The 21,039-nt window shown below is 70.1% G+C and carries 16 protein-coding genes and 1 riboswitch; of the genes, 7 read left to right on the top strand and 9 right to left on the bottom strand.

The genetic code is table 11. The features are described from left to right. Nucleotides 1-12: 12 nt before the first annotated feature. The 4 genes from ACIQD6_RS28160 to ACIQD6_RS28145 all read left to right on the top strand — a co-directional run bounded on the left by ACIQD6_RS28160 (nt 13) and on the right by ACIQD6_RS28145 (nt 3,685). Nucleotides 13-753, top strand: a complete 741-nt coding sequence (locus ACIQD6_RS28160; protein WP_401887493.1) for a MerR family transcriptional regulator — start codon at nt 13-15, stop codon at nt 751-753. A gap of 53 nt (nt 754-806) precedes the next feature. Further along, on the top strand, nt 807-1,280 hold the full coding sequence (locus ACIQD6_RS28155; protein ID WP_006123076.1) for a bifunctional nuclease family protein: 474 nt from the start codon (nt 807-809) through the stop codon (nt 1,278-1,280). A 179-nt stretch (nt 1,281-1,459) separates the two neighbouring features. Beyond that, complete coding sequence (locus ACIQD6_RS28150; protein WP_401887491.1) at nt 1,460-2,029, top strand: MerR family transcriptional regulator; 570 nt, start codon at nt 1,460-1,462, stop codon at nt 2,027-2,029. Nucleotides 2,030-2,143: 114 nt separating this feature from the next. Continuing rightward, entirely contained in the window at nt 2,144-3,685 is a 1,542-nt protein-coding gene (locus ACIQD6_RS28145; RefSeq protein ID WP_401887488.1) for a DNA polymerase IV, read from the top strand. Here ACIQD6_RS28145 and ACIQD6_RS28140 read toward each other — a convergent pair. Further along, nucleotides 3,637-4,035 (bottom strand): PRC-barrel domain-containing protein, encoded by a 399-nt coding sequence (locus ACIQD6_RS28140; RefSeq protein ID WP_401887486.1) that lies wholly within the window; start codon nt 4,033-4,035, stop codon nt 3,637-3,639. The genes ACIQD6_RS28145 and ACIQD6_RS28140 overlap by 49 nt on opposite strands. A gap of 113 nt (nt 4,036-4,148) precedes the next feature. Continuing rightward, nucleotides 4,149-4,246, top strand: a riboswitch (glycine riboswitch). Nucleotides 4,247-4,423: 177 nt separating this feature from the next. Here ACIQD6_RS28140 and gcvP point away from each other — a divergent pair. Continuing rightward, the gene (gene gcvP, locus ACIQD6_RS28135) at nt 4,424-7,309 is read left to right on the top strand and encodes an aminomethyl-transferring glycine dehydrogenase (RefSeq protein ID WP_401887484.1); all 2,886 of its coding nucleotides are present in this window, start codon (nt 4,424-4,426) and stop codon (nt 7,307-7,309) included. Nucleotides 7,310-7,608: 299 nt separating this feature from the next. Here gcvP and ACIQD6_RS28130 read toward each other — a convergent pair whose 3' ends face one another. Both ACIQD6_RS28130 and ACIQD6_RS28125 read right to left on the bottom strand, forming a co-directional pair. Next, nucleotides 7,609-7,815, bottom strand: coding sequence for a DUF5999 family protein (locus ACIQD6_RS28130; RefSeq protein WP_401887482.1), 207 nt, complete (start codon nt 7,813-7,815; stop codon nt 7,609-7,611). A gap of 295 nt (nt 7,816-8,110) precedes the next feature. After that, complete coding sequence (locus ACIQD6_RS28125) at nt 8,111-8,719, bottom strand: hypothetical protein (RefSeq protein ID WP_401887479.1); 609 nt, start codon at nt 8,717-8,719, stop codon at nt 8,111-8,113. A 511-nt stretch (nt 8,720-9,230) separates the two neighbouring features. Here ACIQD6_RS28125 and ACIQD6_RS28120 point away from each other — a divergent pair. Next, nucleotides 9,231-10,730 (top strand): glutamate--cysteine ligase, encoded by a 1,500-nt coding sequence (locus ACIQD6_RS28120; RefSeq protein ID WP_401887476.1) that lies wholly within the window; start codon nt 9,231-9,233, stop codon nt 10,728-10,730. 92 nt (nt 10,731-10,822) lie between these two features. Here ACIQD6_RS28120 and ACIQD6_RS28115 read toward each other — a convergent pair whose 3' ends face one another. After that, nucleotides 10,823-12,598, bottom strand: coding sequence for a substrate-binding domain-containing protein (locus ACIQD6_RS28115; RefSeq protein ID WP_401887473.1), 1,776 nt, complete (start codon nt 12,596-12,598; stop codon nt 10,823-10,825). A 217-nt stretch (nt 12,599-12,815) separates the two neighbouring features. Between ACIQD6_RS28115 and ACIQD6_RS28110 the strand changes: the two genes are divergently transcribed. Continuing rightward, nucleotides 12,816-13,595 (top strand): CPBP family intramembrane glutamic endopeptidase, encoded by a 780-nt coding sequence (locus ACIQD6_RS28110; RefSeq protein ID WP_401887470.1) that lies wholly within the window; start codon nt 12,816-12,818, stop codon nt 13,593-13,595. 143 nt (nt 13,596-13,738) lie between these two features. Here ACIQD6_RS28110 and ACIQD6_RS28105 read toward each other — a convergent pair whose 3' ends face one another. From ACIQD6_RS28105 to ACIQD6_RS28085, 5 genes are all read right to left on the bottom strand, one after another. Further along, on the bottom strand, nt 13,739-14,560 hold the full coding sequence (locus tag ACIQD6_RS28105; RefSeq protein ID WP_401887467.1) for a PhzF family phenazine biosynthesis protein: 822 nt from the start codon (nt 14,558-14,560) through the stop codon (nt 13,739-13,741). Nucleotides 14,561-14,751: 191 nt separating this feature from the next. Next, the gene (locus tag ACIQD6_RS28100; protein ID WP_401887464.1) at nt 14,752-17,325 is read right to left on the bottom strand and encodes an ABC transporter permease; all 2,574 of its coding nucleotides are present in this window, start codon (nt 17,323-17,325) and stop codon (nt 14,752-14,754) included. A gap of 121 nt (nt 17,326-17,446) precedes the next feature. Further along, entirely contained in the window at nt 17,447-18,232 is a 786-nt protein-coding gene (locus ACIQD6_RS28095) for an ABC transporter ATP-binding protein (RefSeq protein ID WP_401887462.1), read from the bottom strand. Between the two features lie 264 nt (nt 18,233-18,496). Continuing rightward, nucleotides 18,497-19,195, bottom strand: coding sequence for a response regulator (locus ACIQD6_RS28090; protein WP_401887459.1), 699 nt, complete (start codon nt 19,193-19,195; stop codon nt 18,497-18,499). Continuing rightward, nucleotides 19,192-21,000: a sensor histidine kinase gene (locus ACIQD6_RS28085; protein ID WP_401887456.1), complete on the bottom strand. Its 1,809-nt coding sequence runs from the start codon at nt 20,998-21,000 to the stop codon at nt 19,192-19,194. The genes ACIQD6_RS28090 and ACIQD6_RS28085 overlap by 4 nt, the downstream gene beginning before the upstream one ends. Nucleotides 21,001-21,039 lie beyond the last annotated feature (39 nt).

The following is a 21,039-nucleotide window of genomic DNA, read 5'->3' as shown; positions in this document are numbered from 1 at the left end:
CAGGGAAGGTCCATGCTGCGAACACCGAAGGGCGGTGCCGGTCACGGCACCGCCCCCACGGGCGAGCCGCTGGTGAGTATCGGCGCGGTGCTCAACCGGCTGCGGGACGAGTTTCCCGAGGTTTCCATCTCCAAGATTCGTTTCCTGGAGGCCGAGGGCCTGGTCGAGCCGCGCAGAACCCCCTCCGGTTACCGCAAATTCAGTCCCGAGGACGTCGAGCGCCTGGCACAGGTGCTGCGGATGCAGCGGGACCACTACCTGCCTCTGAAGGTCATCAAGGAGCATCTCGACGCGGTCGCCCGTGGCGAGCGTGCGCCGCTGCCGGGTCCGCAGCGGGAGCTGCTGCCGGAAGGCAGCTGGGAGGCGGAGCCCGGACTTCCCACCGCCGCGCGGATCGGCCGTGCGGAGCTGCTGGCCGCCGCCGAGGTCGACGGGGACGGTCTCGCCGAGTGGGAGTCGTACGGCCTCATCACACCGATGCCGGACGGCGGATACGACGCCGAGTCCGTCACGGTGGCGAAACTTCTCTCGGATCTGGGGAAATTCGGTCTGGAACCCCGGCATCTCAGAGCCATGAAAGCGGCTGCCGAACGTGAGGCCGGACTGGTCGAACAGCTGGTCGCGCCGCTGCGCCGGCACCGTAATCCGCAGACCAGGGCCCATGCGGAGGAGACCCTGAAGGAGCTGGCGGCCCTCTCCGTGCGGCTGCACGCGGCACTGGTCAGATCGGCTCTCGGGGTCCATCAGCAGTGATCATGGTGGAGCCCGACTACCCAAACCGGCCGGGCACGTCCTAGGGTTGCTGTGTGAACGAGCTCGACGTTGTGGGTGTCCGGGTGGAAATGCCCTCCAACCAACCGATCGTGCTCCTGCGTGAAGTGGGAGGCGACCGGTACCTCCCTATTTGGATCGGACCGGGGGAAGCGACGGCCATTGCCTTTGCCCAGCAGGGTATGGCTCCGGCCCGGCCGCTGACCCATGATCTCTTCAAGGACGTGCTGGAAGCGGTGGGCCAGGAGCTCACCGAAGTCCGGATCACGGACCTGCGTGAAGGGGTCTTCTACGCGGAGCTGGTCTTCGCGAGCGGGGTCGAGGTGAGCGCCAGGCCGTCCGATGCCATAGCGCTCGCGCTGCGCACGGGCACGCCGATCTATGGCAGTGACGGGGTTCTGGACGATGCCGGCATCGCCATCCCGGACGAGCAGGAGGACGAGGTGGAGAAGTTCCGCGAGTTCCTCGACCAGATCTCGCCGGAGGACTTCGGAACCAACAGTCAGTGAGCGGCCGATGAGCGCTGCGCGGGGCTCCAGCAGCGCATTCGATCAGCCTTTCCCCGGAATGGGGCACGGGAAACCACACTCAGGGTGATTATCACTCGGCGTGGCGAGTGTGGCGATCGTTGACGCACCCCTGGTGACTGCCTACCTTCGACAGGGCAGGTCAAGGACGGAGGGTCGGCGTGAGAAGCAGCGGCGACGGTACGGCGGCGAGCGGGCCGTATCCGCTTCACAGCAGTACGGCCGACCTCGGTGCGGAGACGGTCGGATACCGGGGCCCGACCGCGTGCGCGGCGGCGGGCATCACCTACCGCCAGTTGGACTACTGGGCGCGTACGGGGCTGGTCGAGCCGAGTGTCCGTCCGGCATACGGATCGGGCACCCAGCGGCTCTACAGCTTCCGGGACGTGGTCGTCCTCAAGATCGTGAAGAGGTTCCTGGACACCGGGGTCGCTCTGCAGAACATCAGGGCAGCGGTCCAGCATCTGCGGGCCCGTGGATTCCAGGACCTTGAGCGGATGACGCTCATGAGCGACGGTGCGACGGTCCACGAATGCTCCTCGCCCGACGAGGTCGTGAGCCTGCTCCAGGGCGGTCAGGGGGTCTTCGGGATCGCCGTCGGCGTGGTGTGGCGGGATGTCGAGGCGGCCTTGTCGCAGCTCCACGGGGAGCGGATCGACACCGGCGAGACGCTGGTCGGCAACAATCCCGCCGACGAGCTGGCCAGGAGGCGCCGCGACCGGGCGGTCTGAGTGACCGGATCCGGGCGCTCGGGTGGCGGGATCGGGCGGTTCGCGCGGGGCCGTATCCGGTCCCGCGCCGATTTCACCGGCCGATTGTCAGTGGCGTGAGGCAGCATCGGCAGTGTGAGACCCGCGCCGACCATTCTGCATCTGGACATGGATGCCTTCTTCGCCGCCGCCGAGCAGGCGGCGAAACCGAGTCTGCGCGGAAAGCCGGTGGTGGTCGGCGGGCTGGGCCCGCGCGGGGTGGTGTCGACGGCCTCGTACGAGGCGAGACGGTTCGGGGTGCATTCGGCGATGCCGATGGCCCAGGCCCGGCGGCTGGCGCCGAACGCCGCCTATCTCGTGCCGCGCTTCGCGGTCTACCGCACGATCAGCGAGCAGGTGATGGAGCTTCTGGGGAGGCTCTCGCCGTTGGTGGAGCCGCTGAGCCTGGACGAGGCTTTCGTGGACCTGGAGGCGGGCGGTTCGGCGGATGACACGGCTTCCGCGCTGGCGGCCGGTGAGCGGCTGCGCAAGGACATCAGGGCGGTCACCGGGCTCTCGGGGTCGGTGGGGCTCGCGGGGTCCAAGATGTTGGCGAAGATCGGCTCGGATCAGGCCAAGCCCGACGGCCTGGTTCTCATAGAGCCCGGTACGGAACGGGAGCTGCTCGGGCCCATGCCCGTACGGATCCTGCCCGGGGTGGGGCCGGCGACGGGGGAGCACCTGCGCCGGGCCGGGATGACCACGGTCGCTCATCTGGCCGAGGCGGGCGAGGACGAGCTCGTACGGCTGCTGGGGAAGGCGCACGGAGCCTCGCTGTACCGGATGGCCAGGGGGGACGACGACCGGCCCGTGGTGTCCGAGCGCGATGCCAAGTCCGTGTCGGTGGAGGACACCTTCGATGTCGATCTGCATGACCGGGCCCGGGTGCGGACCGAGGTGGAGCGGCTCGCGGACCGGTGTGTGGAGCGGCTGCGGGCTGCGGGGCGTTCGGGGCGGACCGTGGTGCTCAAGGTGCGGCGCTACGACTTCTCCACGCTGACCCGCTCGGACACACTGCGCGGGCCCACGGACGACCCGGGAGTGGTGCGGGAGGCGGCGGCGCGACTGCTGGAGTCGGTGGACACCACGGGCGGGGTGCGGCTGCTGGGAGTGGGCGTGACAGGCCTCGCGGACTTCACGCAGGAGGATCTCTTCGCCCAGGCGGCGGCCGACGAACTCGCCGCCTCTCTCCAGGAGCCGGGGACCGAGGAGGCGAGCGCCGAGGCGGCGGATGTGGAGCAGGGCGTCACAGGCGGCGTGGTGGCCACGGGCGGGCCCACTGCCGCGGAGGACGAAGTGGGGCAGCCGCTGCCCCCGGCGCCGGATAGCGGGGGAGCACCGCCCGCCGAGGTGTCCGTGGCGCCCGAGGAGCGGCGTTTCCCCGCCGGACACGACGTACGCCACGCCGAGTTCGGGGCGGGCTGGGTGCAGGGCAGCGGGCTTCGGAGAGTCACCGTGCGGTTCGAGGAGCCGGGGTCCGCGCCGGGACGGGTGCGGACGTTCTGGGTCGACGATCCCGATCTGGAGCTCTCCGAGCCGCTGCCCCTGGTGCCGACGGTGGCCGATGAAGCGGCGGACCGGGCGGCGGGTCAGTCGTCCTGGCCGGCCAGGCGTCCGAAATCGCGCTGGGAGTCCTGATCGGAGAGAGAGGCGGGCGGCTCCGGCGGCTCGGGATCAGGAAGAGCCAGACCGTAGTGGTGGTAGAGCTGGACTTCCTGCTCGGGAGAGAGGTGGCGGCCGACGCCGAAATCGGGGGCGTCCTTGATCAGCGCACGCTCGAACGGGATCCGTAGGCTCCCGTTCAGCAAGGAACTGGGCGCGAGGGGGACGAAGGCGTCGCGGCTGAAGAACCCGGTGCGGACGGCCGCCCACTCCGGTACTCCGGTGGCATCGTCGAGATACACCTCGTCCACCGTGCCGAGCTTGTGTCCGTCCTTGTCGAAGGCCTTGCGCCCTATCAGACTGCGCGGATCGATATCGGTCTCCACGGTCCCTCCAATTGGTCGCAACCGCTGCTAAACACTACAAAAGTGCAGAATGAGGGTGTCGGCCACTCGAAAGTTGTGGGCAAGGGTGCGCTGGTAGGCTGGCAAGCGGCTGCTGACCCCGTGCGGGAGAGTCCTCCGGTGAGATTGCCGGAGGCGCCGAAGGAGCAACTCCTCCCCGGAATCTCTCAGGCCCCCGTACCGCACGGACGAGGTCACTCTGGAAAGCAGGGCGGGCGTCGTACGGCTCCCGCTCTCACCGACGGTGAAAGCCGGACCGCTTCACGGCGGACCGGTGAAGCTCTCAGGTCGAGATGACAGAGGGGGAGGCCATCCGGGCACTCGCGCCATGGTGCCCCTCGCAGGTCGTGACAGACCAGGAGGCCTCTCAATGACCGCCAACCGCATTCCGCTCTCCCAGCTGGAGCGAGGCACCCCCTTCGAGCAGCGCCATATCGGGCCCGACGCCGAGGCGCAGGCGAAGATGCTGGCGCAGGTCGGCTACGGCTCGCTCGACGAGCTGACCGCCGCCGCGGTGCCCGACGCGATCAAGAGCGCGGAGGCGCTGGCGCTGCCCGATGCCCGCACCGAGGCCGAGGTCCTGGCCGAGCTGCGGTCCCTCGCGGACCGCAACCAGGTGCTGGCGCCCATGATCGGCCTCGGCTACTACGGCACCTTCACGCCGCCCGTGATCCTGCGCAACGTCATGGAGAACCCGGCCTGGTACACCGCGTACACGCCGTACCAGCCGGAGATCTCGCAGGGCCGTCTCGAGGCGCTGCTCAACTTCCAGACCGTGGTGGCCGAGCTGACCGGCCTGCCCACGTCGGGTGCCTCCCTGCTGGACGAGGGCACGGCGGCGGCGGAGGCGATGGCGCTCTCCCGCCGTGTCGGCAAGGTCAAGGACGGTGTCTTCCTGGTCGACGCCGACGCCCTGCCGCAGACCGTCGCCGTGATCGAGACCCGTGCCGAGCCGACCGGCGTCGAGGTCGTGGTCGCCGACCTGAGCGAGGGCATCCCGGCCGAGGTCGCCGAGCGAGGCGTCTTCGGGGTGCTGGTCCAGTACCCGGGCGCCTCCGGGGCCGTCCGGGACATCCGGCCCGTGGTGGAGCAGGCGCACGGCCTCGGCGCGATCGTCACGGTCGCCGCCGACCTGCTCGCGCTGACGCTCCTGACCTCCCCCGGCGAGCTGGGCGCGGACATCGCGGTGGGCACCACCCAGCGCTTCGGGGTGCCGATGGGCTTCGGCGGACCGCACGCCGGATTCATGGCCGTACGGGAGAAGTTCGCGCGCAACCTGCCGGGCCGGCTCGTCGGGGTCTCGGTGGACGCCGACGGCAACAAGGCGTACCGGCTGGCGCTCCAGACTCGTGAGCAGCACATCCGCCGTGAGAAGGCCACCAGCAATATCTGTACCGCGCAGGTGCTGCTCGCCGTCATGGCCGGGATGTACGCGGTCCACCACGGCCCGGAAGGGCTGCGGGCCATCGCGCGGCGCACGCACCGGTACGCGGCTCTGCTCGCCGCGGGCCTGCGTGCGGGCGGCGTCGAGGTCGTGCACGGCGGGTACTTCGACACGCTGACCGTCCGGGTTCCGGGCCGGGCCGCCGAGGTGGTATCCGCCGCCCGCGAGGGCGGGGTCAACCTCTATCTCGTGGACGCCGACCAGGTCTCCCTCGCCTGTGACGAGACCACCGGGCGGGCCCAACTGGCCGCCGTGTGGACCGCGTTCGGTGTTGACGGCGACATCGAGGAGCTGGACGCGGCCACGGACGACGCCCTGCCGGACGCCCTGTTGCGGACCGACGACTATCTGACGCACCCGGTCTTCCACCAGTACCGCTCCGAGACCGCGATGCTGCGTTACCTGCGCCGGCTCGCCGACCGCGACTACGCGCTGGACCGCGGCATGATCCCGCTCGGTTCCTGCACCATGAAGCTGAACGCGACCACCGAGATGGAGCCGGTCACCTGGCCCGCGTTCGCGGCGCTGCACCCCTTCGTCCCGGCCGGGCAGGCGCAGGGCTATCTGACGCTGATCCGGGAGCTGGAGGAGCGGCTGGCCGAGGTCACCGGCTACGACGCGGTGTCCCTCCAGCCCAACGCCGGTTCGCAGGGCGAGCTGGCCGGGCTGCTGGCCGTACGCGCGTACCACCGGGCCAACGGCGACACGGGGCGCACGGTCTGTCTCATCCCGTCCTCCGCGCACGGCACGAACGCCGCGAGCGCGGTGATGGCGGGGATGAAGGTCGTCGTCGTCAGGACGCGTGAGGACGGCGACGTCGACGTCGAGGACCTGCACGCCAAGATCGAGCAGTACGGCGACGAACTGGCCGTGCTGATGGTCACCTACCCGTCCACGCACGGTGTGTTCGAGGAGCACATCGGCGACGTCTGTGCCGCCGTGCACGACGCGGGCGGCCAGGTGTATGTCGACGGTGCGAACCTCAACGCGCTGGTGGGACTGGCGAAGCCGGGCCGGTTCGGCTCGGACGTCTCCCATCTGAATCTGCACAAGACGTTCTGCATCCCGCACGGCGGCGGCGGCCCCGGTGTGGGTCCGGTGGGGGTACGGGCGCACCTCGCCCCGTACCTGCCCAACCACCCGCTCCAGCCCGCGGCGGGGCCCGAGACGGGCGTCGGGCCGATCTCGGCGGCTCCGTGGGGCTCGGCCGGTATTCTGCCCATCTCCTGGGCGTACGTACGGCTGATGGGCGGGGAGGGCCTCAAGCGTGCCACCCAGGTCGCCGTCCTCGCCGCCAACTACATCGCCAAGCGCCTCGAACCGCACTACCCCGTGCTCTACACCGGTCCGAACGGACTGGTCGCGCACGAGTGCATCGTGGATCTGCGGCCGCTGTCCAAGGCCACCGGCGTCAGCGTCGACGACATCGCGAAGCGGCTGATCGACTACGGCTTCCACGCGCCGACGATGTCGTTCCCCGTGGCGGGCACGCTGATGATCGAACCCACGGAGAGCGAGGATCTGACCGAGATCGATCGCTTCTGCGAGACGATGATCGCGATCCGTCGGGAGATCGAGAAGGTCGCGTCGGGCGAATGGCCCAGGGACGACAACCCGTTGCGCAACGCTCCGCACACGGCGGCCACGTTGGGCGGGGAGTGGGAGCACCCGTACAGCCGCGTGGAGGCGGTCTTCCCGGCCGGGGTCAGCGCCGCGGACAAGTACTGGCCGCCGGTCCGCCGGATCGACGGCGCGTTCGGTGACCGTAACCTGGTCTGCTCCTGCCCGCCGCTGGACGCGTACGACAACTGACGCGGGCGGAGGAACAGCCGGTTCGCGCCGGGCCGTTCATGCGTCGGGGCCGGTGCGGAGGGGACTCTCCGGGCCGGCCCCCGTCATACCGGCGGCGGTTAGGACCTGTCCGGTCGATCTTGTCGGATCAGCCCGGGGCGTCCGGTGCAGGGGGTACCTCCCCGGCCCCCAGGGCCGAGGGGGAGCATCGCAAGGCGCCAGGGCGCCCGCGGGGTGGTTTCCTGTGGGCGTTTCGGCAACGCGGCGAGGTGCCGTGCCGAGCGTTCCGGGCCTGGCAAAGATCGGCCGGACTTACTCATCTAGGCCGCTGTCACCACCTGGTCGCCGCGCTGCGGCCGGTTCGGGTTGATGACCTTCCCGTCCGGCAGCAGTTCTCCGGTGTCCTCGAAGAGCAGGACGCCGTTGCACAGCAGGCTCCAGCCTTGTTCCGGATGGTGCGCCATCAGTCGTGCGGCGTCGTGGTCGGCGGAGTCGGCCGGCGGGCAGGCTGGTTGGTGCTGGCACATGGGCGGGTTCTTTCGCTGTGTCGTGGTGAGTGTCCTGCGGCTCGATGTGTTCATGGCCGCCCCCCCGTATCTGTCTGGTCCAGTCCTAGTGTTGCCCTACGGACGGCAATCCGCAGGGATTTCGCGGCAGCACTTCCTTCTGCTTAAGGACGTGTCACCCAGCCGGACGGTTCAGCTCAACTCCGCCAACTTTTCGGGTGGTTCGGGGTGGCCGAACCGGGCTAGTCCGGATGGGTACAACCGTGCCCCGCGACCGCTGGGGCCCCGGGGCACGGGAGGTTCGGACCGTACGGTTTCAGGCGGGAGTGACCAGGAGCGGCGCGGGCGAGAGCCGTAGCCCGATCATCGGAAGCAACTCGGCCACCCGGTGCGGGCGGTGGGCCGCGATGCCCGGTGGGGCCGGTGCGAGGGGCACGAGGATGTCGGCCGGTGCGGGCGCCCCCGCGGAGGCGTCGGCTTCGGTGTCCCCGTGCAGCCAGAGCGTGAGCATGTACAGCTCGGGCACCGACAACAGCCGGGGCTGGTAAGCGGTTCCCAGGCTCTCGGCCTGACGCAGCGCGCGCTCCGTGGCGGTGATGTAGGGGCCCTCGAAGAAGCGCGAGAAGGCCCAGCCGTCCGCCGTGAGCATGGTGTCGGCGGCGGCCACGGCACGGTCGCCGCTGCGGATGACGAAGCGCCAGCCGGTCAGCCTGGTCCGTGGCGTACGCCCCGCGTCCGACGCCGCCCGGTCCACGGGGGTGACATGGTCGAGCACATGGACGGGCAGGGGCAGTTCGGGGCTCAGCGGTCCCTGGACGGACTGCAGAGCGGGGGTGCGGGCATCGCGCACGGCGGTGGGGGAACTGAGTGCCGCGAGAACGCTGCGCAGGGCAGGCGCGGGAGCCGGGGGAATATGCAGCGGCATGGTGGGTTGCCTCTCACTTCAGGAGACAGGGTGATGCGTGAAATGGAGCGTGAGCGGGTGCGGACGTCACTGTCAGCGTGCGGGGTCAGAGGTGGGCTTGCGGGCCAAAAGGCCGGACGCCGACTCTCTGCCTCGTAGGCGGAGTTTATACGACACGTGTTCACACCATGTTTCTGCTAGCTCTCACAGATATTGCGAACAAGTCGCTATCCGGACCATCTCCCGCGGGTTTTCCGTTGATAAACACTGAAGCCAGGCCGCTGGCCTGGGCTTACCCTTGTTCCGGGTACGGCCGAAACTCGTCGGTAACCCGGCGGCGTCTTTTACCGAGGGTCGGGCAGTGGAAACAGAGTGCCCCGTCATGCCAAAGGAATGTGCCGAACGACCGAAGTCAACACAGTAGTGGTAGCGGGGCGCCGACGGGGACGTTACGGATCACGAGGTGTGGGCATTATCGATCGTGATGCGAGCGCCCGTGCCGCGGGCCGCCCACTCGAGGAGGGACACTTCGATGGGGGAGAAGGTCGAGGCGGGCGGTTCCGACCTGTCCGATCGGCAGAAATACCGCAGGAAGTTGCAACAGTGCCTGGCGGTGCTGGAGCGGCTCCTGGCGGACGAGAGGTTCGACCGGCCCAAGAACCTGATGGGGCTGGAGATCGAACTCAATCTGGCGGGCTCCGACGGGATGCCGCGCATGATGAATGCGGAGGTGCTGAAGCGCATCGCGAGCGGTGATTTCCAGACCGAACTCGGAATGTTCAACATGGAAGTAAATGTCGCTCCGCACCGGATCGGCGGCCGGGTTCTCGATCAGCTCGCGGAGGAACTGCGCACGGGCCTCGGATATGCGCACCGTAAAGCCAGCGAGGTGGACGCGGGGGTCGTGATGATCGGAATTCTCCCGACCCTCACCCAGCACGATGTGGTCTCCGCGAATCTTTCCGACGTCCACCGCTACACACTGCTCAACGAGCAGATGGCCGCGGCGCGGGGCGAGGATTTCACGCTCGACATCGAGGGCGTGGAGCGGCTGTCCACCACGTCGGCTTCCATCGCTCCCGAGGCCGCCTGCACCTCCGTGCAACTGCATCTCCAGGTCACCCCCGACCGGTTCGCCGACGTGTGGAACGCCGCCCAGGCCGTGGCGTCGGTGCAGGTGGCACTCGGTGCCAACGCGCCGTTCCTGTTCGGCCGCGAGCTGTGGCGGGAGTCGAGGCCGCCGCTCTTCGAGCAGGCCACCGACACCCGGCCGCCGGAGCTGAAGGCGCAGGGCGTGCGCCCGCGTACCTGGTTCGGTGAGCGCTGGATCGACTCCGCGTACGACCTGTTCGAAGAGAATCTGCGGTACTTCCCACCCCTGCTGCCGATCTCCGGCTACGAGGATCCGCTGCGGGTGCTCGACGCCGGTGGGGTGCCGGACCTCCAGGAACTGGCGCTGCACAACGGCACGGTCTACCGCTGGAACCGGCCCGTGTACGAGGTCGTCGACGGCGTACCGCATCTGCGGGTGGAGAACCGCGTCCTGCCGGCGGGCCCCACGGTCACCGATGTGATCGCCAACGCCGCGTTCTACTACGGCCTGGTGCGCGCGCTCGCCGAGGACGCCCGGCCGGTGTGGAGCAGGCTGCCCTTCGCCGACGCGGCCGCGAACTTCGACGCCGCCTGCCGCCACGGCATCGAAGCCGAACTGCGGTGGCCGCGTCCCGGGCGGGCCGCCGGGATCACCACGGTGCCGGTGGTGAAGCTCGTACGTGACGAACTGCTGCCCCTCGCGGCGGCCGGACTCGACGCGTGGCAGGTCGAGCCCATGGACCGCGACTTCTATCTCGGCGTGATCGAGGAGCGGTGCAAGCGGCGGATGAACGGAGCGTCGTGGCAGGTGGACACCTTCCACCGGGCGCTGGAGGCCGGGCTGGAGCGGGAAGCCGCGCTCGCGGCCACCACGCGCCGCTACTGCGAGTTGATGCACCAGGGCGAGCCGGTGCACACCTGGCCGGTGGGATTCCCGTAGGGCGTGGGGCGAAAGTCCCGCCGGGCCGGGTGGCTCATCGCGGTGGGCCACCCGTACGGGCCGGGCGCCCGGCCCGTACGGGTGGCCGGGCGTCAGGACTCGTGGGCGCGGCCCATCGCCATGATGGCCCGGAGGATCACGGCCTGGATGTCGGCCGGGTCGGTCACCTCGTAGCCCGAACCATCGGTCGCCTCCGCGATCTCGCCGACCTCGTCCCGGTCGGCGTCGGGTCCCACCGCGACCGCGATCAGCGGCACCGGACGGCTGGGATCCGCGAGCTTCCGCAGCTGTTTGATCAACGTGCCGCGTGAGATGGAGTCCTCGTCCTTGTTGGAGCCGTCGGTGAGGAGGATGACCGCGTTGAACTTGCCGCGTACGTAGTCGGCCTGGGCCTTCTTGTAGGCGGCCAGCGTCGTGTCGTACAGACCGGTGTCGCCGTCCACGATGGGCTCGAGCGCGTCGATGGCCTCGGACAGCCGTTCGCGGTGGGTGCCGCCGTCCTTCACCGGCGCGCCGAGCCGGGCCGTCCGCTCCAGTTCGCGGTAGTCCTTGGCGCCGTCCAGGCGTGTGCTGAACTCCCACAGGCCGATCTCGTCCTCGGAGGTGAAGGTGGCGAGAGCCCGGAGCAGCGCGGCTTTCGTGAGATCCATCCGGGTCTGGCCCTTGCGGCCCGGCACGGACTCCGTCATCGAACCCGAGGCGTCCACGACCGTCGTCAGGCGCGCGCTCTGTACCGACACGGCCCACAGGCCGAGCGTCTGCTGGAGGCTCTCCGCGGACGGTGGTCCCAGGTCGCCCTTCTCGTACGGCTGGGGTGAACGGCCACCGGCCGTACGGACCAGGGCGGACTTGACTTGGCTGTCCCTCGTCCGGAAGCCGTGGCTCTCCAGCGTGCGGTACGACGGCTCCTCGCCGAGCAGGGCGATGAACCGCATGGCGGCGCGGCTCTGCTCGGGGGTCAGCTGGGTCTGGTCGACCAGGTTGTACGGATAGTCGAGTACGGGCGCGCTGTCCGTGGGATAGAAGAGTTCGAGGTCCGCGGAGCCGTCGCTCTCGGAGTTGTGGGCGAACGCGGCTTGTTCGGAGAGCAGTACGGCACCGTTGCGGCGGGGGTTGTCCTTCTCCGTCACCGAGTCGTTCATCGCCAGGGTCTGCGGCACCTGGGTGTCCGAGTCGGAGACGCGCCGGGTGAGGAGTCTGGCGGTGGCGGCGGTCCGGGTGTCGCCGCCGGGGCCCTCCTGCCGTGCGGACTCGGCGATGCTGCTGAGCGCGAGGAGACCGGTGGCGCTGCGGCCCGGGTCGGCCGAGCCGAGGAGGAGCCGGTCCGTGCCGGTCGCCGCGGTCGCCACCTCGGCCCATGTGTAGGTCTTCCGGGGCCAGCCCAGCGCCTGGGCGGAGGCGGGCACCGCGGCCAGTGTCACGGGAGAGGCGGCCACATTGCCGGCCGGAGTCAGCGGGACACTGTCACCGATGTCGCCGGCGCGGTCCACCCAGACGTCGGAGTCGGGCACCCAGACCTGGAAATCGGGGGTGTTGGAGGCGTTGGCGAGCGCGTCCGCGACCTTGTAGTTCTCGCGGGCGGTGACACGGACGTCGAGGCAGCGGTCGTCGGAGGTGACCCCGTCCCGCCTGGCCCGGTCGGCGACGCCGCGCAGGGCCGGGGCGATGTCGGGGGACGCCACGAGGTCCAGCCGTACGGGGTCGGTCTCGCACGAATCGGCTAAGGAGAGCAGTCCGCTCTGTGCCACGATTCCTGTTCCCGCCACGGCCAGCACGAGCGCGGTGGCGAGGGTGACGTGCTGACGGCGCGGCGAACGGGCCCTGCCCGCGATCCTCGCGCGTCTGTCGGGCAAGCTGTGACGTCCCATGGTGGGGGAGCCCCTCCTTCGTGAAGGGTGAACAAGGGCCGGGAGAATGGACACGGGCCTGAAGGACGGACGGGCAGGGCTTCGCCGCGGTACGGCGTCCGGCCCCGGCCTGTCGCGTGTGATCTTCGTACCTGCATTCGAACCCTAGCGGCGCTGTGATGGGCATGAAGGCGGGATTACTCAACTGGAGGCAGGTGTGCAGGCGGAGGCGGGCCAGATGGCCGGTTCTTTTCCCCAGGAGGCCATCTCACGGAAGACCTTGCGCTCCGAGACGGTGCTCGTGCTGGCGCTCTCGCTCGGCGCGAGCGGTGTGTCGGCGCTGATCAGTTTTGTTGGTTCACTGACCAAACCGGAGTCGCTGAACAGCCAGGCGGCCACGCTCAATTCGTCGGCGGCCCCGGGCCGACCTTGGCTCGATCTGGCCTGGCAGCTGTTCGGCATCAGCACCGCGCTGGTGCCGGTCGCGCTGGTCGCGCATCTGCTGCTGCGCGAAGGCAGTGGCGTACGCGACATCGGCTTCGACGGGCGCCGGCCCTGGCCGGACCTCGGCCGCGGAACGCTGGTGGCGGCCGGTATCGGCAGCGCCGGGCTCGCGTTCTACCTGGTGGCGCAGGCGGTCGGGTTCAACCTGACGGTGGTGCCGGAGTCGCTGCCGGACGTGTGGTGGAAGTTCCCGGTGCTGATCCTCTCCGCGGTGCAGAACTCCGTGCTGGAGGAGGTCATCGTCGTGGGTTATCTGCTGCGCCGGCTCGGACAGTTGGGGTGGACGCCGATGGCCGCGCTGGTGGCGAGTTCGGTGCTGCGCGGCTCGTACCACCTGTACCAGGGGATCGGCGGCTTCATCGGGAACATGGTGATGGGCGTGGTCTTCGTACTTCTGTACCGGCGGTGGGGGCGGGTCGGTCCACTGGTGGCGGCCCATGCTCTGCTCGACATCGGAGCGTTTGTCGGGTACGCGCTGCTGGCGGGGAAGGTGGGCTGGCTGCCCACGGTGTAGGTCCGTTCAGCTTGGTCAGCTTGGCCGGTGGGGTCGGTGGTGTCGGTGGGCGGGGTTGGTGAGGGGCGTACGGGTGAGCTCGGGTCCCGTACGGCCCCCGGGGCAGCCGCGAGCAGCGGTATGGGGCCGTTCATGTGGCCGTTTCAGGGGGAGCTGAACAGCTCGCCGTCGATGACCGTCACCGCCCGGCCCGTGAGCAGGGTCCGTTCGCCGCGCAGCGCGGTACGGACGAACCCCGTACGGGCGGAGACCTGGAGGCCGGTCAGCTCGGCCCGGCCCAGCCTGGCGGACCAGAACGGGGCGAGTGCCGTGTGTGCGCTCCCCGTCACCGGGTCCTCGTCGATGCCGACCCTGGGGAAGAAGCCCCGCGAGACGAAGTCGTAGCCACGACCCGGATCGTCGGCGACGGCGGTGGCGATGACGCCGCGCCGGGAGAGCGCCGCGAGCGAGGCGAAGTCGGGAGCGAGGCCACGCACGGTCCGCTCGTCGGCCAGCTCCACCAGCAGGTCACCGATGTCCTCGGAGGTGTCGTGCACCGAGACCGGTTCGGCGCCCAGCGCCGCCGCGATCCCGTCCGGAACCGGCACCGGCGTGAGTGAGGACGTCGGGAAATCGAGAGTGAGAGAGCCGTCGTCGTGTGTGACGGCGCCGAGGATCCCCGGGCGGGCGGCGAAGCGCAGCGCGCCGGTCGTACGTCCGGTGGAGTGCAGCACATGGGCGGTGGCCAGGGTGGCGTGGCCGCACATGTCCACTTCGGTGGCCGGGGTGAACCAGCGCAGCGCCCAGTCGGCGTCGCCGCCGGGTGGCAGGGGGTGGGCGAAGGCCGTCTCGGAGAGGTTCACCTCGGCCGCCACCTGCTGGAGCCAGGTGTCGTGGGGGAACGTGCCGGAGTCCAGGAGCAGCACTCCGGCGGGGTTGCCCGTGAAGGGACGGTCGGCGAAGGCGTCGACGATTCGAATCCGCATGCGCCGAGCGTAGGAGGTGCGGGAACTCGCAGGCCAAGGCCAATCGGGAGCAACTGGCCCCGCCAGGTGCTTTCCGCGGTGGCCGGCCGTGGCCGGATGTGAGACATCGGTCGGCAGCACGGCGGGCACCACACGGCAGGAACGCTCACGGTCTCGTCATGCGGCGGTGCGAGTGCGCCGCCGGACAGGATCTAATGCGCGTTGATCGACCGCAGCATGTTCAGGCGGGCCGCCCGCCGGGCCGGCCAGAGCGCCGCCAGGCCCCCGATCGCCAGGCCGAGCAGCAGGAACAGGCCGAGTCGCGCCCAGGGCAGCACGATCTCGTACTGCGAGAGCGAGGATCCGGTGAGGCTGCCGCACGCCCAGGCCAGGAAGATCCCCGTACCGATGCCCAGGGCCGCGCCGAACAGCGAGATCACCACCGATTCCAGGCGGACCATCTGCTTGACGCCCCTGCTGTCGAGGCCGATGGCGCGCAGCAGCCCGATCTCCCGGGTCCGCTCGAAGACCGACATGGCGAGGGTGTTGATGACGCCGAGCACTCCGATGACGACGGCCATGGCGAGCAGGCCGTACATCATGTTGAGCATCGTATCGACCTCGCCGGACTCCGCCTTCGTCAACTGCTCCTGGTTCTGCACCTGGAGGAGCGGGCTGTTGCCGAGGGCCTCGCGGATGTCCTGGTCGAGGCCGCTCGTGTTCGGCCCGGACGCGGCCTTGACCAGAATGCTGTCGAGCTTTCCTCCGTCCGCGTACGGCAGGACATCGTCCAAGGTGCCCATGGCGTCGTCGACGGCGCGGGTCTGCTGGTAGACACCGACGACGGTCAGCTTCTTCTTCTCGTCGTCGAAGCCCAGCGCGCCCTGGAAGGTGTCGCCCTTCGACAGGCCGGTTTCCTTGGCCAGTTCGTCGGAGATCGCGATCCTGCCGGGGCCGATGTCCGCGAGCGAGCCGCTGCTGAATGTCAGGTCGGAGACCGTGCCGAGCCGCCGCGGGTCCGCGCCGGTGAGCGTGGCGTACGTTCCCCGCGCCCCCAGGGTCGAGGACGCGACGGGCGCCGTCTCCGTGACGCCCGGGACCTTGGCGACCTTCGCGCCGAGTGCGGGGTCGATGCCGCCGAAGCCGGCGTTGGACACCTTGTAGTCCGCGGTCAGGCCCCGCACTGCCGCCTCCTTGAGGGCGGCTTCCGTGGAACTGCCGGTCACGCTCAGGGCCGTTATCAGGGTGAGCCCGATCATCAGGGCGGAGGCGGTGGCGGCGGTGCGGCGCGGGTTGCGCAGCGCGTTCTCCTTGGCGAGCTTGCCGGTGACGCCGAAGAGCCGGGTGGTGACCGCGCCCGCGAGCCGGATCAGCGGTCCGGACAGCAGCGGTGCGATCACGATCATGCCCGTCATCGTGAGCACCGAGCCGAGTACGGCGCTGATGAGGTTGGCGTCGGCTCCGTCCTTCCGTGTGGAGACGTACAGCATGATGAGGACACCAGCGCCGGTGAGCAGCACGCCGAGGCTGTTACGGAGCACCATGCCGCGCTTCGGCGGCGCCTGGTCGACGGTGCTCAGCGCCTCCACCGGTGCGATCTTCGCGGCCTTGCGGGACGGCAGCCAGGCGGCGAGCACGGTGACGCCGACGCCGACCACGAGGGACCAGACGAACGCGTCCGTGGAGATGACCAGGGGGCCGTCCGGCAGACCCGCGCCGCTCGCGTTGAGGAGCGGCCTCAAGCCGGTCGCGATACCCAGCCCGAGACCGAACCCGGCGGCGGAGGCGCCGAGTCCGAGAAGCCCGGCCTCGATGAGCACCGCGCGGACGACCTGGCGGCGCGAGGCCCCTACGGCACGCAGCAGCGCGGTCTCGCGGCTGCGCTGAGCGATCAGCATGGTGAAGGTGTTGGCGATGATGAAGACACCGACGAACAGCGCGATCCCGGCGAATCCCAGGAGTATCCGGGTGAGCCCCTTGGTGTCCTCGGCGATCTGCTCCGCCTGCTCGTCCGCGAGCTGAGCTCCGCTGGTGGCTGTGACGCCCTCGGCTGGCAGCAGCTCGCGGATCTTGCCGGCGAGCTCCTGATTGTCGGTGCCGGGCGCGGAACCGATGGCCAGCTCGTCGAACTGGCCTGCCCGCAGGAAGAGTTGCTGTGCGGTCCTGGTGTCGAAGAGCGCGAGGGTGCCGCCCGCGGTCACGCGCGGGTCGTCGGTGTCGACGGTGCCGACCAGCCTTTTGGTGAGCGCGGGGCCCTCGGTGGCGAAGCGGACGGAGTCACCGATGCCGTAACCGGCCTTCTCGGCGGTACGGCGGTCCAGAGCTATCTCTCCACCGGCGGTGGGGCCGCGCCCGGCGCTGACAGGGAAAAGGCTGTCCCGGTCGCCGCGGGGCGTGTCCGGCGCGTAGTTGGCCGCCAGGTTCTGCCAGCTGTTGTCGGCGTTCAGCGGCCGGCCGTCCTTGGCGGCCAGGGTGGCGGCGCCGTTGACGACGGGGCGCAGGGACGTGACGCCGGGAACAGCACGGACCCGGTCCGCGAGATCACTGGTGAGCGCCGTGGACCGGCGGTCGTCCGCCGCGTTGCCGGAGTCCCACTCGGACTCGGCCTGTACGGATACGGCGACGTCCTGGAGGTTCTTGGCGGAGGCGCCGCGAAGGGCCTGGGTGACGGTGTCGCCGAAGACGAGCGTGCCGGAGACGAAGGCGACGCCGAGCATGACCGCGAGGGCGGTCATGACCAATCGGGCTTTGTGCGCGAAGACGTTGCGCAGGGCTGTACGCAGCATGGTGATGGTCCCGCTTCTGGGGTCTGTGGCTTCGGGGGTGTGCGGCTTCGGAGGGTGCGGCTCTGGAGGGTGCGGCTCTGGAGCGTGTGGCAGAAGTACGGTCGGAGAGCGGGCAGTTGGGTCAGCTCGTACGGCCCTTGGCGTCGAACTGCCGCATCCGGTCCAGGACGCTCTCGGCGGTCGGTGCGATCAGCTCGTCGGTGAGCCGGCCGTCGGCGACGAAGACCACGCGGTCGGCGTAGGCGGCGGCCGCCGGGTCGTGGGTGACCATCACGACGGTCCGGCCCAACTCCCGTACGGAATCCCGCAGGAAGCCCAGGACCTCGGAGCCGGAGCGGGAGTCCAGGTTGCCGGTCGGCTCGTCCGCGAAGATGATCTCCGGCCGGGACGCGAGGGCGCGGGCCACGGCAACGCGCTGCTGCTGGCCGCCGGACAGCTGAGCGGGGCGGTGGTTCAGCCGTCCGGAGAGGCCGACGGTCCCCACGACCGTGTCCAGCCACCGCTGGTCCGGCCTGCGGCCCGCGATGGCCATCGGCAGTGTGATGTTCTCCAGCGCCGTCAGTGTGGGGAGCAGGTTGAACGCCTGGAAGACGAAGCCGATGCTGTCCCGGCGCAACCGGGTGAGCTGTCGGTCGTTGAGGCTGGACAGCTCGGTGTCACCGATCCGTGCGGAGCCCGCGGAGACCGAGTCCAGACCCGCCATGCAGTGCATCAGAGTCGACTTGCCGGAGCCGGACGGCCCCATGATCGCGGTGAACCGGCCACGCCCGAACTCCAACGAGACCGAGTCCAGGGCGATGACTCGGGTCTCGCCCTCGCCGTAGACCTTGCTCAGCCCGGTGGCCCGTGCGGCGGCGGAATCCGAGGGGGAGTGGACGGGCACGGGGGCGGTTGTCGGCAGTGACATGTGAGCTCCGGAAGTACGGGGAAGAGGTTGTGCGACCGCTTCTCATCCTCGGTGCGCCGTACTGCCCAACTGTCAGCCTCAGGGCGGGAATGAGGCGTCTGCCGAACGTCGGACCCGGGCGCGTACGTACTCCTCTGGACGGACCGCCGGATCTGTCCGAGGACAGAGACGATGTGCGGGTGTCCCGCGGCGGAGACGGTGCGCGGGGCCGCTGCTCAGGACAGCGACAGCGGCCCCCGAGGCCGCTGTTCAGGACAGCGGCGTTCAGGACAACAGTCCCGTCCGGTACGCCAGTACCGCCGCCTGGACCCGGCTGTCCGTGCCCGTCTTCACCAGGACGGCGCTGACATGGGTCTTCACCGTGCCCACGCCGATGCCCAGTTGACGGCCGATCTCCGCGTTGGAGAGGCCCCGGCCCAGCAGCGCGAGGACGTCGCGCTCCCGGCCGGTGAGCGCCGCCAGCCGCTGTTCGGGGACGGGGCCGGACGCCGGCGCCCTCCGCGTACCGGTATCGCCGTTGAGCATGAGCTCGATGACGGCGCCGGTGACGCCGGGCGAGAGGACCGCGTCGCCCGCGGCGGCGGCCCGTATCGCGCTGATCAGCTCCTGCGGGCCCTCGTCCTTGAGCAGAAAGCCGGTGGCGCCGGACCGCAGCGCGCGCGTCACGTTCTCCTCGTCGCCGAACGTGGTGAGCATGACGACCTGCGGCCGTGGCTGGAGAGCGAGGAGCCGCTCGATCGCGGCGAGCCCGTCGAGTACGGGCATCCGGACATCGATCAGCGCCACGTCGGGACGGGTCTCGCCGGCGACCCGCACGGCATCCTCGCCGTTCGTCGCCTCGCCGACCACCTCGATGCCCTCGGCATGACGCAGGATCAGCCGGACGCTGTGCCGGATCATTTCCTCGTCATCGGCGAGCAGGACCCGGATCGGGCGGTGGTCGGAAGAGGGAAGCTCGGTCATGGGGACTCCCACGGTGATGTCTGTGACACCACCGGTACGGTGAAGCGGTCGATGGTGGCCAACGTATCGCCACGGAAGCAGTACCGGGCGATCATGAGGTGACCGGGCCCCTCCTCGGGGTCCACGGCCTCGGGGTCCACGGCCTCGGAGTCCCCGGACCCGGAGTCCCCGGACCCTGGGCCGGCGCCCTCGGTCAGCGGCCTGAAGTCCTCGTACGGGACCAGCGGGTACATGCAGCTCGTCACGGACTTCGCGCGGGCCGGCTCCCGACCTGTCGCCGCCGCGCGCACCGACGCGTGGTCCCCGTACACCGCCTCGTCCACCTTCTCGCGGGACATTCCGATCCGGGGCTCCTCGGGTGCGGGATAGTCGGGTTGCGGGAACGCCTGGGTGACCAGGAGGAGGCCGAACATCATGAGCACGCCCACGCCCGCGAGGCCGAGGAATCCGGTGAGGGCACTCATGGCGCGGCGGCGGGTACCGACGGGTGAGTCGTCGGAGCGCGGTTCGGACGGCTTGGACGGTTCATGCGGCTTGGATTGTTCGTGCGGTTCGTGCGGTTCGTGCGGAGATTCGCGCGGCGGCGCGCCCGTGGTGGCGAGGCTCGCTCCCGGGTCCGGCCGAGCCGGGATCCGAGCTGCCACCGAGAAGCCTCCGGCCGGTGTCGGGCCCGCCTCCAGGGTGCCGCCGAGCAGTGCCACCCGTTCCCGCAGCCCGACGAGGCCGCGTCCCGAGCCGAGGCCGGTCGCCGCTTCCGGGGCCACGGGCGGAAGCCCGTTGCGTACGAGCACCTCTATACGGTCCTCGGTGTGCGTGACCACCACGGTGACATGGGCTCCGGTGGCGTACCGGTGCACGTTGGTCAGCGACTCGCGCACCACACGGTGCACCGCACGCCGCACCTGGGCCGCGCGGTCGGTCAGGTCGGGGCCTGCCCAGGTGAGATCGACGGGTATGCCGCCGCCGCGCGACTCCTCGGCCAGCGTCTCGACATCGGATCGGGTGCCCGTCGTGTCGGTCAGGGCGTCGGTCCCGGTGTCCCGCCCCAACGGGCCCAGGACACCGAGCACTTCGCGCAGCTCCCGCATCGCGTCTCCGGTGGCCCGGCGTACCAGGGCCGCCTCGTCGCGCAGTTCGGGCGACTCCTTCTGCAGTGCCATCTCCAGGCCGCCCGTGTGCAGCGAGATCAGGCTGAGCCGGTGGCCGACCAGGTCGTGCATCTCGGCGGCCATCCGGGACCGTTCGCGCATCCGGGACTCGCTGTCCGCGAGCCGGCGGGCCTCCTCCGCGGCGGTGGCACGTTCCCGAAGCGCCAGCAGCAGCCGGTCCTGCTGTCCGCCCGAGATACCGAGAAGTGCCGGCACCATCAGCGTGGTGGCGGCGAGTACGGCGCCGAGCGCGAGCCCGAACGGAGGGCTGCCGAGCGCGAGGTCCGGGGCGAAGGCGGCGCCGGCCAGCGTCGCCAGAACGGCCGAGGCGAGCAGCACAGCGTTCCGGCGCCGGGGGCCCACCAGCCGTTTGGTCGTGGTGTACGCGATCACGGCGGCCGGCAGCCCGGCGGCGGGCAGCAGGCCCACGATGGCGGAGACGCCGAGCAGGCTCATCGTGGGGAGGCGACGACGGACGGCGAGCAGGGCGAGGACCACGGCACCGAGGAGGGGCTGAATCACGCTCAACGGGTCGTCCAACAGGTATCCGACGAGCATCATCAGCAGCGCGCCGCCGGTCACTTCCGCGAGTGCGCGCCACAGTCTCCGGCCCTGTTCGCCAGGGGCCGTGAAGGGATTTCGGGAGGTGGGGGCCATCGGTCAATTGTCGGCGGTGAGTGATGCGTGTCCGCTGCG

Origin of the sequence: Streptomyces sp. NPDC088400 (assembly GCF_044753355.1) — a bacterium.
Classification (GTDB): Bacteria; Actinomycetota; Actinomycetes; order Streptomycetales; family Streptomycetaceae; genus Streptomyces.
This window is presented reverse-complemented; position numbering and strand designations above follow the sequence as displayed.